The 16,121-nt window shown below is 45.2% G+C and carries 7 protein-coding genes; all 7 read right to left on the reverse strand.

From position 1 onward, the window contains the following. Positions 1–32 precede the first annotated feature (32 nt). Positions 33–1,643 carry a RagB/SusD family nutrient uptake outer membrane protein gene (locus BC643_RS06195; RefSeq protein ID WP_120272269.1) on the reverse strand — a complete coding sequence of 537 codons (1,611 nt, stop codon included), beginning with the start codon at positions 1,641–1,643 and terminating at the stop codon, positions 33–35. Between the two features lie 14 nt (positions 1,644–1,657). After that, complete coding sequence (locus BC643_RS06200) at positions 1,658–5,089, reverse strand: SusC/RagA family TonB-linked outer membrane protein (RefSeq protein ID WP_120272270.1); 3,432 nt, start codon at positions 5,087–5,089, stop codon at positions 1,658–1,660. 143 nt (positions 5,090–5,232) lie between these two features. Next, the gene (locus BC643_RS06205; protein ID WP_120272271.1) at positions 5,233–6,300 is read right to left on the reverse strand and encodes a FecR family protein; all 1,068 of its coding nucleotides are present in this window, start codon (positions 6,298–6,300) and stop codon (positions 5,233–5,235) included. 80 nt (positions 6,301–6,380) lie between these two features. Beyond that, entirely contained in the window at positions 6,381–6,974 is a 594-nt protein-coding gene (locus tag BC643_RS06210) for an RNA polymerase sigma-70 factor (protein ID WP_170154476.1), read from the reverse strand. A gap of 120 nt (positions 6,975–7,094) precedes the next feature. After that, on the reverse strand, positions 7,095–9,845 hold the full coding sequence (locus BC643_RS06215; protein ID WP_120272273.1) for a beta-galactosidase: 2,751 nt from the start codon (positions 9,843–9,845) through the stop codon (positions 7,095–7,097). Positions 9,846–9,886: 41 nt separating this feature from the next. Next, positions 9,887–13,222, reverse strand: coding sequence for a DUF5107 domain-containing protein (locus tag BC643_RS06220; RefSeq protein WP_120272274.1), 3,336 nt, complete (start codon positions 13,220–13,222; stop codon positions 9,887–9,889). Next, the gene (locus BC643_RS06225; protein ID WP_120272275.1) at positions 13,222–16,110 is read right to left on the reverse strand and encodes a glycoside hydrolase family 2 protein; all 2,889 of its coding nucleotides are present in this window, start codon (positions 16,108–16,110) and stop codon (positions 13,222–13,224) included. Before BC643_RS06225 ends, BC643_RS06220 begins: the two co-directional genes overlap by 1 nt. Positions 16,111–16,121: the final 11 nt, after the last annotated feature.

Genomic DNA, 16,121 nt, shown 5'->3' on the forward strand with positions numbered 1-16,121 from the left:
CCGGTATCCGACTATTCATTCAACAAAACCTATTAGTTATCTTGACTCCAACCTTCGCGTTCAAAGGTTTGAGTCAACGTTTTGCCGTAGCTTTCAGCTTCATCAATCGCATAATCAGGAAGTGGAATATACTGATGAGTTGGCGTCTCGCCTTTATACAAAGTACAGTTGTGACGATACTTATTAAAACGAATCAAGTCGATTTTACGCTTGCCTTCAAAAAACAGCTCATGACCACGCTCCATCAACAGAGCATCCATAAAACCGTCGTAGCTTGCCACGGCGTCTCCGCTTAATGCATCCAAACCAGCACGGGCGCGTACATCGTTAACTCCCTGTAGTGCATCGCCTGTTGGAACCGACTGATTTTTACGGGCCACAGCTTCAGCATACATCAGCAACACATCGGCCCAACGAGCTAAAGGCCAGTCGGTCGGCTGGTAACTTTGATCAATTTCCTGTGGATATTTATTCACCACAAAGCCATTCCACTTGTCACCAATGTTATCCCGCGTAACCGTAGTATAATCTTTCTTCAGGTACGAGGTCAGAATTGTATTTTTTCTCAGGTCATCATCCTCGAAGGTATCATAGAAATCAGTAGAAATGTTGAACGCTTGTCTCCAACCATTTTTCATGAATGGAGTTGCATTCCCCTCAGCATCAGCCGTTGCCGCGTCATCAGGAACTAAGTAGTAAGCAATCGGGTTAAAACTGCCGTTCGCAGCACTACCATTTCCTGAAGAACTTACAGAAACAGCCATGATCACTTCCTGGTTAAATTTGTGGCCTTGCATAAACTGATCAGCATAGGCATCATCACCACCATCAGTATACAGGTCGTAACCGGAAGCTTTCAACTCGGTATACATTTGGATAGCTTTTTCATAGTAACCATCTACGTGATAGCCTTCATTCAAGTAATGTACCATCGCACAGTAGCGGGCATAATCTGCGGTGTAACGCCCATTCGGTTGCGAGTTTGACATATACTCCATCGCATATTCAAAATCCTCAGAAATATAAGATGTCATTTCATCCAACGTGGGACGCACCAGGTTTTGTTCGCCTTCTTCCGTTCCAACCAAATCAGGGTCAAGTAAAACGGGAACCGGTCCATACATATGAAATAAATTATACATCATAATTCCGCGCAACAAGCGCCCTTCTGCCACAAACTGCTGTCTCGTTTCATCCGACAAAAAGTCAACATCTTCGAGTGTTCCGATAATCGCCGTAAAACGGGTCACATCGCGAATCTTTTCCAAACTGTTTGGATTTGCATCACTCGGCGCACGACTCCAAAGGTGACAGTTTGCGTAATTGGCTTCTGATAAATCAGTCCAACCGCTCCAAACCTTAATAGTCCATGGTGCCATCAAATCCGATGTTGCATCAAAAATCTTCAGCGTACCACCGGTTGGAACATACCAGTTACGTTGTGATGTGCCCGATAAGTTATAGGCCCAATAAATGTGAAAAGGCTGGTAACAGGACATCAATAATCCCTGGCAGTCATCCTCCGACTGCGGAAAGTTGGTTGTACTCAGACTACCGTATATTTTCGGGTCGAAATTATCTTCGCACCCCGTAAACATGAAGGCTGCAGCGATAAAAAATGTGATAAATATCTTAAGTTTCATTGTGATCAGTTTTATTAGTTAAAATTGATTTTAGCGCCAATGGTGAAGGTTCTTGCCTGAGGATATTCGGCGGAGAAAGTTTTTTGGCTGCCTCCGGAGCGAACTTCAGGGTCATATCCTTCGAAATTGGTGATGGTAATAGGGTTTTGTGCATCAACATACAGTCGGATATTCTTCACCCACTTGCCAACTACAGATCCCAACTGTTTCCCACTCAGATTGTACCCCAATGTGATATTACGGAACCTCAGGAAAGATGCATTTTGATACATTACATCGATGCCAGCGCCCCCGGGTAACGATACGCTGGAAGCTTCGTAGGCATAACCGGGAAGACGACCACCCTGGTTGGTCTCAGAACTCCACAAATCGAATGCAAATTTGTTTTCATTGTTGGTTTGATTAGCCAACGATGCGGCATCAGCCCACTCCCAGGCATAGTTGTATTTATTAACGCCAAGCTGAGAATAAACGAATACATCCAAATCCCAGTTTTTATACGTGAACGTGTTACCAAAGCCAAAATAAATTTTTGGTACTTCGTTACTCATCACCACATCGTCAACTGTAATTTCACCGTCGTTATTATTGTCTACAATAATCGGGAAACCGGCTTTGGCGTAATCTTCTGGTTGAGAAGAAGGAATGTTGCTCAGATCAGCATTGATCATGCCTGCGGTTTTGTAGTAGTAGCGGGCATTGACTGGCTCATCGTCACGAATTTGATAATCGTTGTAATCGTAATTTGGGAAACGTTCTTTCCAAAGCGAGTTGTATCTAGAAAGCGTTAAAACCGATTTCCACAGGAAGTCTGTTGTTTTTATATTTTCTGTGGTCAAAGAAGCATCCCATCCCTGACGGCGAATATGGCCCCCGTTAATTGGGTAAGTACCGAACATGGACAGTCCTGCCGTATTGGCATCACCTAACATGTCTGTTACATCATTGCGAAATACATCAAAACTACCTGAAATTCTATTTTTGAATAAATAGAAGTCAAGACCAATATTTTTCATGACAGTCTTTTCCCAGGTCACGTTCGGATAATCAACACCATCCTGTACATACGACGAATAAACCTCGTTACCTTCGTCAAACTTAATAACTAAGCTGGGCGAATAGGTTCCGTACAAACTTGATCCCAGGTTATCGTCACCTGTTGTACCATAACTGGCACGCAGTTTCAGAAGGTCCAACCAATGAATGTTTTTCATAAAATTCTCGTTGGTCATTTTCCAGGCAACAGAGACAGATGGGAAATATGCATATTTCTTGTCCGGGAAGAATTTGTCGGTACCATCCCGACGCAGGGTCGTCGCAATTACATAGCGGTCAAGAATATCGAAATTGGCACGCAGGAATTGTGAGCGCTTTTCATCTTCATTTTTGTACGAATCCGGATTCATATTACCGGTTACGGCGCTCACATCGTCATTACCAATCACATCATTTTGCGTGTCGTAAGCAAAACTTAAACCTTTGGACGAGTTTAGGTATTTACCAACACCTACTACAACATCCATATTCATGAACTCTCCAAATTCCTTATTGAAAGCCAGCGTTGCCTCAAATGTTTGGTTCTCGCGTCCATCGTAAGCGATGTTACCACGCGACTGGTACATCTGGTCGAAATATACAGTGGAAGGAATATACACGTAACGGTCTGTCATTTCCTTGTTGTTTCCGTACACCAGTTTTGCATTCAACATGTCTTTCACCAGCGCAATATCAGCAATGAAATTCAAGTACGTTCCATCAGAATTTGTCGCATCATCAATATCCTGCATCGACACAGCATTCGGAATGTAACTGAACTGGGTATAATTGCCGTCTTCATCTTTAATTGGCAAATACGACGGATAAGACAATGCGGCAGTCAGTGCACCGGCAGCTTGCGATCCGCGCCCGCTACTGGCACCACCGACACTGGAGTTTCCATATTTGTTGCGGTTGACATTGGCGATGGTTGACAATTTCAGGAAGTCAGTCAACTGCAGCGACAAGTTACTTCTCATGGAGAAACGCTCCATGCTCGAATTCATTACCGTACCTTCCTGGTTGTAGTAGTTACCCGACACATAATAGGTAACCCTTTCGCTACCACCTCTGATTACCAGGTTATGGTTGTTAACTGCACCATTACGCAAAACTTCATCCACCCAGTCGTAGCTTTTTGCATTGGCTATCTCAGAATCGGAAAACGCGGGGGTCCATCCATTGTCGTAGGCATTGTTACCATAGGCACCCATATCGTGGTTATACAAATACTGTTCTTTACTGAAGGTGTTTACGAGGCCCATGTAATCGGTCGCATTCAACGACTTAGTATACGGATAGTTCTTTACAAATGAATAACTACCGCTGTAATCGATATTCATCGGTGATTTTTTACCCTTCTTAGTCGTAATTAAAATAACACCGTTGGCAGCACCAATACCATAAATCGCAGCCGAAGCATCTTTCAAAACCTCAACTGATTCAATATCTTCCGGATTCAAACCGGCTAAACCACCACGGTTAACTGAAGAAGGAACAACTGTTGTGGAACCACCCGATCCGGATTCCAGAGAGCTACTTGGCATAACAATACCATCAACCACATAAATTGGGTCGCCACCACCACGGATAGAAATATCAACCGCACCGCCAGGTTGTGCACTGGTAACAGTTGCCTGCAAACCGGCAGCACGACCAACCATCAATTGGCTCATATTTGAAGAGGCTGATTTTTGAATATCATCGGTTTCCACTTTCGAGATCGCTGTTGTCAGGTTCTTCTTTGATACCGTACCATAACCAATGGCAACCACCTCGTCGAGACCAATTGACTCTTCTTCCAATACCACGTCAATATTCGACTTTCCGGCCACCGGAAGTTCCTGCGCACGCATACCAACGAAAGAGAAAATCAAAATGGCGTCTGCAGGAACATCTGTCAAAATATATTCACCATTGCCATCAGTTACTGTACCTACAGTTGTTCCTTTTACGACTACTGTTACTCCCGGCAGCGGGAAACCAGTATCGTCGGTGATTTTTCCTGTTACCTTCGTCGGTTGCTGCACACTCCCCGACTCTCCTCCACCGGTTAAGACAATTACAGAGTTATCTAAAATCTTGTATTGAAAATGCGCCTGTTCCGACAGCTGATCCAATATATCCGTGATGTCGGCATTAGTCATATCGATACTGACGCGTTGCTCATGATTTATCGATTTAGCCTGGTACAGAAACGAGAAATTTGTTTGATTCTCGATTTCCGATAGCACATTCTTCAAGCTTTGGTTTGTAAGCTTAAAAGTCAGATTTGAATTCTGAGAATACACAGACCCGAAAGAGGTTATGATTCCCAAACAAATCATTAGAATAGTTAGCTTCATTTTTTTCAAAATTAAGGGCACATTAATCCTGTACGAATTGCTGTACCACAATCCATTTTTTTTCATAAATTGTCGATCTATTTTTGGTTATACAATTAGTAATCTGAATTCTTGGCGGAACGATTACTTTGAGTTAACTAGTTTCAGAAAGCTGAAAGCTTGGCTCTTTCGGCTTTCTGTTTATTTAGGTCTTAGCGCATAGGCAATTGTTATTTTTTGATAAACACTTCATCGTCTTTGATCACAAACTGAAATTCACTGATCATCTGCAGAGCCTTCAAAGCTTGTTCGAGCGATATATTTTTAATGGTTCCTGAATATTTGTTTGATTTGAGACTTTCATCTTCAATGTGAATTCGAACACCGTAGAAGCGCGCCAACTGCTCGGCGATAAATTCGAAGTTTTCCTCTTTGAAAACCAGTTTACCTTTCGTCCAGGAAATTGCATTCTGCGGATCAATCTCATCAGACACTTGTATCCGTCCCAACCTCAGATTTTGGCTGTAGTCGCGACCAACTGACGCGGATAGTTTCACGTCTTTATCGAGTAACAGAATTGCTTTATGATTTGGCGTAAGGTTCACCTCATCTTCTTCTCTGTATCGGTTTGTAAGATTTACTTTCCCTTCAACCAAAGTTGTTTCAACCAGGTGTTCATCTTTGTAAGCCCGAACATTGAAGCTCGTGCCCAAAACTTTGACCTCTATATTCGGAGTATTTACGTAAAAGGGATTCGACGGATTTTTTGTCACCTCGAAAAAGGCCTCACCCTCCAACCATATCTCCCGTTTCCCAACCATATCTTGCTTGGGCAACCGCAATGTGCTTCCCGCGTTGACCATGATTTTGGTTCCGTCAGGAAGAGTCAAACTTGATTTTTGGCCCATTGGCACATTAAATTCGTAGAAATTTTGTGCCATTTCCGTCGTAGTCGGCTTATTTCCGAGCATGTACCAAATTGCACTGCCAAGAGCGACTAAAATGAGCAACGATGCAGCGATTTTCAACATCGGAGTAGCCCACCACATCTTCCGGACAACTGCAGTACCGGAATCAGCGACTTTTTTTGCTGAAATCCGTTTTTCAATAAACGCCCAGTCGGTATCAACATCAATGGCCGCCAGCGCTTTAAGCTCGTCGATATTTGACCAAACTTTCGTTACTTTCGTCAAGTAATCAGAATTACTTTCATCCTTGGCAAGCCATTCTTCAACGCGTGTTTTCACGCTTTCATCCGAAGAACCTTCAATATATTGAATGAGTATTTCTAATTTCATAAGATATCGGTTTAATTACCCTTCACTAGTTAGAGTAAAAAAACAAGGGGTACCCTTATTCGATTATGAAAAAAATTGAATTATTTTTTTGTCATTAGCAAAATGACCAGTCCCAGCAGGTTACTATCGAACGATTTTTGAAGACCACGAAGAGCTTTACTAATCTGTACTTCGACCGTTTTCGGAGATATATTCAACACCTCGGCTATTTGTTTGTACGTCATTCGTTCAAAACGGCTCATCTTAAAAATTCGCTGACATTGCGGTGGAAGCGAGTCGATCGCTTCAAGAATTTGCTCCTGCAACTGTGCATATTCCAGCTCACTTTGAAAATCGACCATCACCTCTTCCTCGGGTACATCCGAAATTTCCAGTGTTTTCTCCCTACTGGCTTTTCGCTTGCGGATGCTGTTGTACCGAATAGCCGAAAAGATGTACGTTTTAATCGACTTTACTTCAGAAAGCCGTTGTTGATGTTCCCATAGGTAAATAAACAGCTCCTGAACAACCTCGCGTGCGTCATCAACATTTTGGGTGTATTGGTTAGCAAAAGCACAAAATTTCAAATAGTTGCCCTTGAAAAAGATCTCAAAGGCCTCTTTATCTCCATTTTGTATTTGGTGCCACAAAAAGGTCGTTATCTCATCCGATCGATATGAAGGTGTTTTTTCCAATGAATTGCAGTTTCGTCGATAAAGGTAATATTGACAAGCAATAATACAAATGCCAAACACCTTAATTCACGGGACTTTCACTCAACTTCTGCTCTGTCGAACCCGAGATAAATCCCCCGTTTAAAATTCGACTTCCACGCAATATTCCGGAACCAAATTCACCGATTTCACAGAAACGTTTGTCGCCGCTTCCTTAGCCGCCGCATCATCAAAATACACCCGAGCGTTGATTGGCAGCGGACTAATTTCCAATTTCAGTGGCTGACCATCCAGCGATAGGTGAAGTCGGTTGAGCCCAATCTCCCATAAATCGCCGCTGTAAAAGTTGTCGGCCACCAACAGTTGATTGAAATACAGCTTCCCTTTGTCGCCGGTATAGTCAATTTGCATGTACACATTATTCAGGCCATCGGCATAACCTTCGGGCAAACTGAATTCATAGTGTTGATTCGCCAATTGTTCCGTTCCGCTAATTTCAAGTCGATCAACCTGTTCCGGCGCAGAAAAACCTCCAAAGCCGGTTGAGAAACTGGGATAGATATACGAATCCCGCATCAACCAAGCCTGGTTCGTGGCAAACGTAACCCGATTCGAGTTTAAATGTTCCACCTGCAGTTCTGCCGCAAAGGCTTTATCGCCGGCTTCAAACGGAAAATCCAGCATCAGTTTATTTTCGCCTTTTTGCGTGTAACCGGTTACATCCAGTACCGTTAATTGCCCGGGCACTACCACTTGGTTCACCCAGCGATTGTTCAGCTGAACTTTGCACTCCGTTTCGGCATAAATCAGGAGTTCAGCGCGCTTTACTTCCGACGGATTATTCAAACTGAATTCTTTCAGGAAAAAACGGTGAAGCAGGATGCTTTTGCTGTCCAACTCATCTACAGCCGATGTTTTCAGGAAAGTCGCGTTCTTAAGTGGCTCAACTTTTTCAACTTCAAGCTGTAGCTTTTTCTCGGGTAGTTGATATTCGTATTTTTCGAAGTTTTGATCGCCTTCGGCATTCAGTTTCAACACAGAAATATTCGGGTTCGTATCGAAAGCGTAGACTTTACCTTGATTGGCATACAAATCAGCATCGGACACGAAAATAGCTTTTTCACCATTTTCGAGATCCAGCAGCCAGCTATTCAAAGCTTCCGCTTTCGACAACACAATAATCTTTTGCGTGCTTCCGTCTGCTCCTTTCATAGTAATTTCGCAATCAACACCCGGCTTCAGGCCGCTCACCACATAGTTACCATCTTTCTCTTTTACTTTACCCGTACTGGCAGTTACGCTGCTTAAGCCTGCAGCTTTCAGGCTAAATTCGGGCGATGCAGCGGCATCTTCTATAAAAATCCATTTGTCACCTACCTGGCAAAGTGGTTGCGCCGTGGCGTAGTTCAAACTGATATTTCCCAAGGCAAAATTCATTGGCCACATAAAAATTGCGCCATCCGAAATAGTAACGGGTTTCGATGGAAATGTTACCGTTCCACCGGCCAACTTCACTTCGAACTGAACACCTTTCAATGCCTCCAAGTCGTGATGGCGGAAATAGTTCATACCAAAAACGAAAGCTGATTCACCTGATGATCGAACCACATACTGAAAGTCCGCATTATCTTCGGGAAACACCGGGACCATGGGTGCCAAGCGGTCACCAAATTCATGCAAAAAGTAATGTAGTTTTTTCACCTCGTGGTAGGGGCTATTCAAGCGACCGGACTCGTTTATCGCCGCCTGAAAATCGTAGGAAATTACCGGGTTGGTATTGTAGTAACCACTTTCTTCGCGGTTTTCTTCCAGGGTTGTTAACTGCCCCAACGGGTTAGTGCCACCGGCAAACATGTAGTAACCGGGCAGGTTGCTCCCCGATCCCATTTTGGCCATAATCAGTGCCAAACCATCACGCGACCCGATTTGCAACCGGCGGTGATCGGTATTCATATTTCCAACACCTATTTCGCAGGTGAAGTACGGATAAGCGTCGTAATCAATGTAAGCCTCGCGGTCCTTTTGCACATTGTCGCCAACGGCATCGGTATCCCGGTATTTTTTGAACAGGAAGTCCTTTTTGTCTTCGTTGCGTCGCAGGTTATCGGCCCAGGGAGCATCCGGATACGCAGCCCACAGTGGAATTACTTCCATGGGAGGAACCGAGCCGTTTTGCCAACCGGTAACGGTGTACAGCGGGGTGTCGAAACCATATTTCTTCGCAGTTTCTTTCAACCATAGAATGTGCGCTTCGCCACCTTTTCCTTTGCGGTACTCATTTTCCAGCTGAACACCGATGATCGGGCCACCGTCTTTGTACATCAAACCTTGTAACTGCAGGCCAACCTGTTTGTACCATTCATCGGCATAATGCTGATAAACCGGATCGTTCGAACGATCTTTGATATTTTTTTTCGTCAGAATCCAATCGGGCGTACCCCCATTGCGCACCTCGGCATGACACCAGGGGCCAATGCGGGGGTAAAAGTACAAATCATGTTTTGCACAGAGTTTCGCAAATTCGCGGATATTTTTATTACCGCTCCAATCAAACTGCCCTTCTATTTCCTCATGATGATTCCAGAGGGCATAGGCCGCAATGATGTTCACACCACCAGCCTTCATCTTCAGCAATACATCTTCCCACTGTTCCGTTGGAATACGCGAGTAGTGCACCTCTCCCATCACCGGAATAATTGGCTTTCCGTTTAGTGTCAGGTAGTGGTTATTCACTTCCAGCGTTTTGCCTTCTGGGCCGGGATTTCCCATTTTTAGTTGCCCGGATACCACCTTTGAACTGGCCTTCGACGCATCGATGCGCTTCAGGTTTTGTGCTCCGCTGGTTCCGTATCCAATTAAAATCAGTAGTATCGAAAAGAAGATGTATCTCATAATGGTTCGGTTGAATAGATTTTAAAGCTTGTTTCAGGCAATCAATGTGAATGCACTTCGGCTAATTCCATAGCCAGATCAATTGCCCCAACATGCATTGAATTTAACTCCAATATTTCTTTCGTCAGCGCCATAGACGCTTTATGATTTCCAAGGCCCAATTCTGCCAATGCGATCAGAAACTTCGCATCGGTTGTATTTCGTTTTTGCAGATTGTCTTCAAAAACCAGCAGCAGTGGTAACGAAGTCGCAAAATAGTCAATCTGTACTTTCTCCTTCAGCTTGGCTTCAGCGAATGCTTTTATATTTTTCAGCAAATCTTCTGTTTCTGCCGCTTTACCCAGTTCCTTTAGCGAAAGTGCCTTGTAGTACGACAACTCGGAGTAAGCACTCACGGCCATGTCAATAAAGTCGCCCTCCTCTTCGGTACTGGCGGTAAAACGAGCTTGTGCACTATCTTTTAAGTTCAAGGCTTTCAGCGCCATTCCTTTCCAATAGTTGATGTGTGCCACTGCCTGCAAGGGGTGGTACTTCTCGCCCAGGTTATCCGGTGTTTCCACCGACTTCCGGAAATAGTCTAAAGCAACTTCCGCATCTCCTGCAACCAACGCTGTCTGCCCCAATTTCAGGCACGCGTAAGTATACTGCCGCAACACCTGGCCTTCACCACCTTCCCAGGGGTGGAAGTTGCGGTTCTCCATCAAATCCAAGGCTTTTTCATAGTCGCCATTGAAATTGTATAGCGCAGCCAGTTCAACAGAAAAGTCATCGCGGGTTGTAATTTGATCCAGAATCGGCAGTAAGCTTTCCAGGCGATCTTTCGGATCATCATTCAATTTTTTGCGCAACTGGTCGTATTCATACCGAACTCGCATATCGTTTGGAGCGAGCTCCACCGCTTTTTGGAACGCTTGTCTGGCTTTGTCTCCATCCTCAAAAGTATTCCAGTAAGCGATACCCAAGTTCCGGTATAAAGTTCCGTAACTGCTGCCGGCATCCGCTGCCATTTCCCAAACGCGAATGGCATCCTTGTGGCGTTTCAGGTTGAAGTAATAGTTCCCCAGCCCGAAAGCAGCAACCGTATTTTCAGAATCGACTTGCAAAGCCCACTCCAACACCAATTGCTCGTAGATGCGCGAAGGGAACACATAATCACAGGAAGCTGTTTTTGCCAATTTAAGCGTTTCAGCAGCATTGGAAGATTCGCCATTCTGCTGGTACAACCAGGCCAGAGTGAACTCTGTCATGACTGACTCGGCCATTGGATTCGGCACTGCACACGCCGGAATTTCTTTTTCGTGATGCAATTCAATCACAGCTATGGCCTCCGCATAGAAACCAGCCTCTGCATAATCAAAAGCAATATCCAAAATGGTCTGGGCATCATTGCGCGACGATTGGATAAAGTCTGCATATTCAACAGATTTATTGGCCAATTCAAATTTCGCCCATTGATCCAACGCATCTGTTTTGAAAAGCTCAGTCAATGCGCTTTGTGCGGCTTCCTTATTTCCCTGATGCTTCAACACAATGGCCTTTAAAATAGTCGCCTTGTTATTTTGACGATTGGTATCCAACGAAGCTTCCAAATGCTCCAAAGCGGTGTTATAATCGCCCTTTAGGCAATCTATAGTCGCCAATTGGTAATATGCAGCTGCACGCCACTCAAAATTCCAGGTCGATTTGTAGAACAGTCCGTAAGCTTCGTCTTTACGTCCTTGTAACGAGCAAGCCAAACCACAGAAATAATGCGCCTCGCCCGATGCCGGGTTGGGATGATAAGTGGTCATGATCTCCATTGCGGTTCGTAAGTTCTGCTCGGCTTCAACAAACTTACCGTTCTTCAATTCGACACGCCCCAATGCAATGTATGATTTGTAGCTTTTCGGATCTTTTTTGATCGCTTCGCGCCAGTAAGGTTCCGGGTAGCGGGTTGGGTGACGATACAACTCCAGGTGCTCACCAATTAATTCCAGCTCGTTGGCACTTTCAACCTCGTGCGGTTGCTTGGGCTCAAACGCCAGTTTGCGATTCCGCTCCTTGCTGATCTCACGATGGTGATAGGCAATTAATTCCTTTCCTTGTTCATCCAATACGATCAGGGAAATTGAATTTTCCTGCCCGGCTTCAATTTGGATGGAATTGTCTTTCCAGGGTTGTTCAGGTGATATGCTTTGTTTGTCGAATACTTTTTTCCCGTTTCCGATAAGCAGGATGAATTGCAGATTTTCAAATTTACGGCTACCGGCAACTCCCAAATCCAGTTTATTGCCTTGCTGAATTTCCAAACGGATTGCCAAATCTTTGTTCGCATTTTGGACCGGCCCCAGTTTTTTGTAGCTCCACCAGAATTGTGAGAAAGTCTTGGTTTCGTATGGCAACAGGTAGGTAAAGTCCGGTTGATTATCGGTATAAACTCCGGCCATCAACTCGAAATACGGGCCACCTTCGTCAGTCAACTCGCGATCCCAGGCACGACCAAAGGCTTCATTCCCCCAGGTCCACTGCTTTTTACCGGGAGCGATATGACGATTGGCAACATGCACAAATCCACCATCTTCTTTAAAGTCATAGCCGCCGAAGAAATCGTATTTAGTGTCGCAAACCATGTAACTGGTTGGCACCGGAATATTATTGTAGTTACGCAAATCATTTTTGCCTTGTCGTTCGTGATAAGGAATGCCGTAGTAATCGTTCTCCGCCAAAGGGAAACTACTTTGAGCACGCACCGCGTGGTCTGCCACGTAATGCACATCAGGCGGGAAAAAGCTCTGGTAATCGCCATGCACTTCAACAGCCACGTTGGCCCACCAAAGGAAAGTTTGCGTTAGCGGCGTGCGGTTAAACAGGCGTCCGCGCAATTCAATCAACGCGCTGTTCGGGCGAATCCGAATTCCGTGCATCCCTTTCAACCGGTACATCGGATCATATTCCGACATCCAGATTGTTTTGGCGCCATCAGCTTCCTCATCAATGTAAACATCTGTTGGCAAATAGGTTCCTGGACGGTGGTGCTGCGGCCAGTTAAACTCCACACCTCCACTGATCCATGGCCCGGCCAAACCAACCAAAGCCGGTTTGATCACCTTTTGCTGGTAGAAAAAATTGTAGTTATTGTTGGCTTTATCCTGAGCTTCGAAAATACGCCCCCCGATTTCGGGAAGCATCACCATTTTCACAAACTCATTCTCCAAAATCGCTGCCTGGTACTCTTTATCCACTTTGTGATCGTACACTTTGTCGATAAAAGGCACCGGGTATACTTTACCGGATGAGCCCTGGTAAACCCTTTTTTCGAAAAAAACCGGGTTAATTTCTGACTTTCCTAACTCGTAAGTTGGAATGATCAACTTCTCGAGCGATGCTTTTGCGTTCATTATTTCTTCTGAGTTTTTTGAGTAGTAGGTTTCAGTTCGTCAGGCGTTCCTTTGGTGTACAAATTCACACCCTGGCGATCTTTCTTTTCAAACAGTTCCAGGATCACTGCCGCATCCAATTCATATTTGGGCTGGAATGATGTGGAATTCATATAGTTCACAAGGCTTTGACGCAGCTGAGCTGACGCCGGCCCGTTAGTAGTTTCGATATTTAGCGTAGTAACAAGCAGTTTTCCATTCCCCACTTTGGCCTCGAACAATTGGGCTAGGCGGCGGCTCAAAAACCAGGTATCAATGGGTTGAACGATGGGACGGAACGCAGGCGGGAAACTGTCAATGCACATCACCTGCTGGCCGTTTACGATTTCCCACCACTGGTAGTCGCTATGGTAGGATGTTGGGAAGTCTTTCAAAGCCGGATGATCTTCCTGCACCCAAATTCCGGTGGTGTGCGGAGGCCGCATTTTAAACCAGGAAGTATTCCAAAATACTGGTGTGAAATTAGCCACGATGTCTTTCCCATTTTCAATTTTACCCGAGGCATCGAGCAACACAGAAGCTCCGGCATCCAGTTTTTCCATCGCAGCTTGATCCAGCTTATCGGTATAGTAAATATCATCTTTTTCAAGAGCCGATTGCTTGGCTGGGAAAACCCAAAAGTCCCAACTATTCATGAATCCAGCTACATCTACTTCCAATTTGCATTGAACGGCTTTTGACAGCTCATCCAACGGAAAATCAAGTGTCCCCAACGTGCTCAATTGCCCGATTGTAATGGTCTGTGTTCCAAAATCACCGGTTGCCAAAGTATCTCCGCTTACTGTTGCAATGCTATAAGTTGGTATCACATCTTTCAAGTCTTCTGCTCCGTAATGCGAAACTGAAACCGGGAAATCCAGGCTTTCGTCATTTGTAAATACGAATTTCGGGAACTCGGCCAATGGTACGGTTTCATTGCAGTAGCGACTAATTTCCTCTTTGGTAACATAGCCTTTTTCCTGCCAAAATACGTTGAGCATACCAATGATGGCGCTACCCTGTCCGGGGAAATCGTTCAGGCCTAACAATTGAAAACCATCCAGCGTTGTAGTCCGGAACTCGGCTTCAATTTCAGCTTTATAGCAAAGTGCCTGCAGCTTTCCGGAAGCCATCAGGAAATCGTGAGCCTGATCGCCCATATGATTGTCCTCCAGTATCCCTTTGAACATTTCAAAGTTCTTGGCTTTATACACACCTGTATATTTTTCGATCTCCGAGAAATCGGGGAACACACAGTACTGTCCCATTTCGTGCGTTACGTAGGGTCGGCTCTCGTCGGCAATGCGCTCGTCGTAGTTGAATGTTGCATTGGGTTGAAGGTTGAACGGAAGTCCGCGCGGAATAGAGCGCACCAGGTATTCACTTTCGGGGTTCACGCTCCAGCTACGCCCAATTGCGGCAGCCGTGTAGATCCGACGCGGATCTTTACTTTTCCATTTTTGCAAGTCTTTATCCAGAAAAGGCACATAGTTTCCGTAAGGTTCATTACAGTAGGCATACATCACAAAGGAAGGGTGGTTACCGTAGGCTTTAATGATGCGCTCGGTTTCGGCCACGATATAATCATCAGTCGGACGGCCATCGCCCAGCGAAGTGCCATGGTTGGGCCAACTAGCCGCTTCGGGCTGAACGTACATTCCCAACTCATCAGCAGCAATAAAAGCAGCTTCGGGCGGGCAATGCGAGTGAAAACGAATATGGTTTAAGCCGCTCTCCTTGCAGGTTTGCATGATTGCCTTCCACGACTCCACATCAGTTGGCGGATAGCCGGTTAATGGAAAGGTATTGCACTCCAATGTTCCGCGCATGAATACGGGACGGCCGTTCACCAGGATTTTGCCATCGGCAATTTCAACTTTTCGCATACCGAATGTTTGCTGAAGCTCATCGGTTTCCATTCCGGCTGCTTCAAGCGTTGCGGTCATTTCATACAAATTCGGGCTAAACTCGTCCCAAAGTTTGACGTCGTCCCCCATATCGTATTCCACTTCCAGCACTTTTCCACCAGCTGAAAATTGAGCCTTCTGGCTGACCATTGGCAATGTTTTCGCGTCACCAGTCTTCAGTCGGGCCTGCAAATGCACTTCAGCATCAACAGCGCTGCCATCTTCCGTTTTCAACTGAATGATTGCCTTAACCGTTTTCGTTTCGATATTCGGAAAAAGCTGCATATCTGCGATGTACAAAGGCGATCCGGCTTGCAAATATAGCTCGCCCACCATGCCATTCCAGTTGCCCTGCGTGTGATCTGAGACACTGTGTGAATCAGGGCCAACATTGATTGAATCGGTGCGATTGTCCACACAAACGGTGATGAAATTGCTACCGGTTTTTAGCAGCTTAGTCACATCGTAATCATGGGGCGTGGAAAGGCTATTTTCGTATCCGGCCTTTTGATCGTTCACCCAAACCGAGGTTTGCCAGTGCGGGCGTTCCAGGTGTAATACGACCCGTTTACCCGACCAGTTTTCGGGCACTGTAACTTCTTTACGGTACCAGGCTGCTCCTTTGTAATATTTATTTGGCGTCAACCAAAATGGAAATTTCACATCTCCTGGCTGGCGATACTTTTCCAAAGCCGGATTGAAATAAAACGAACTATCATATATCGTCCCAGTCCATGGGGTGTATAAATCGGGGATGTCTCCTTTATCATTTTCGGCCATAGAACCCGGCAACAAAACAGATTCCTTCAAATTTTCAGCATACCATTTTTCCGTTTTTCCCATGTCGGTAGGATCAGTTGCAAATTGCCATTCGCCGGACAAATCAATGCGATTGTCCGAGTTTGGAGCACAAGCTGCCAATACCAATAGCGGGAATAACCAGGCCAGGATAGATCGTTTCATGAGGTCGGATA

Origin of the sequence: Mangrovibacterium diazotrophicum, assembly GCF_003610535.1 — a bacterium.
Lineage (GTDB): Bacteria > Bacteroidota > Bacteroidia > Bacteroidales > Prolixibacteraceae > Mangrovibacterium > Mangrovibacterium diazotrophicum.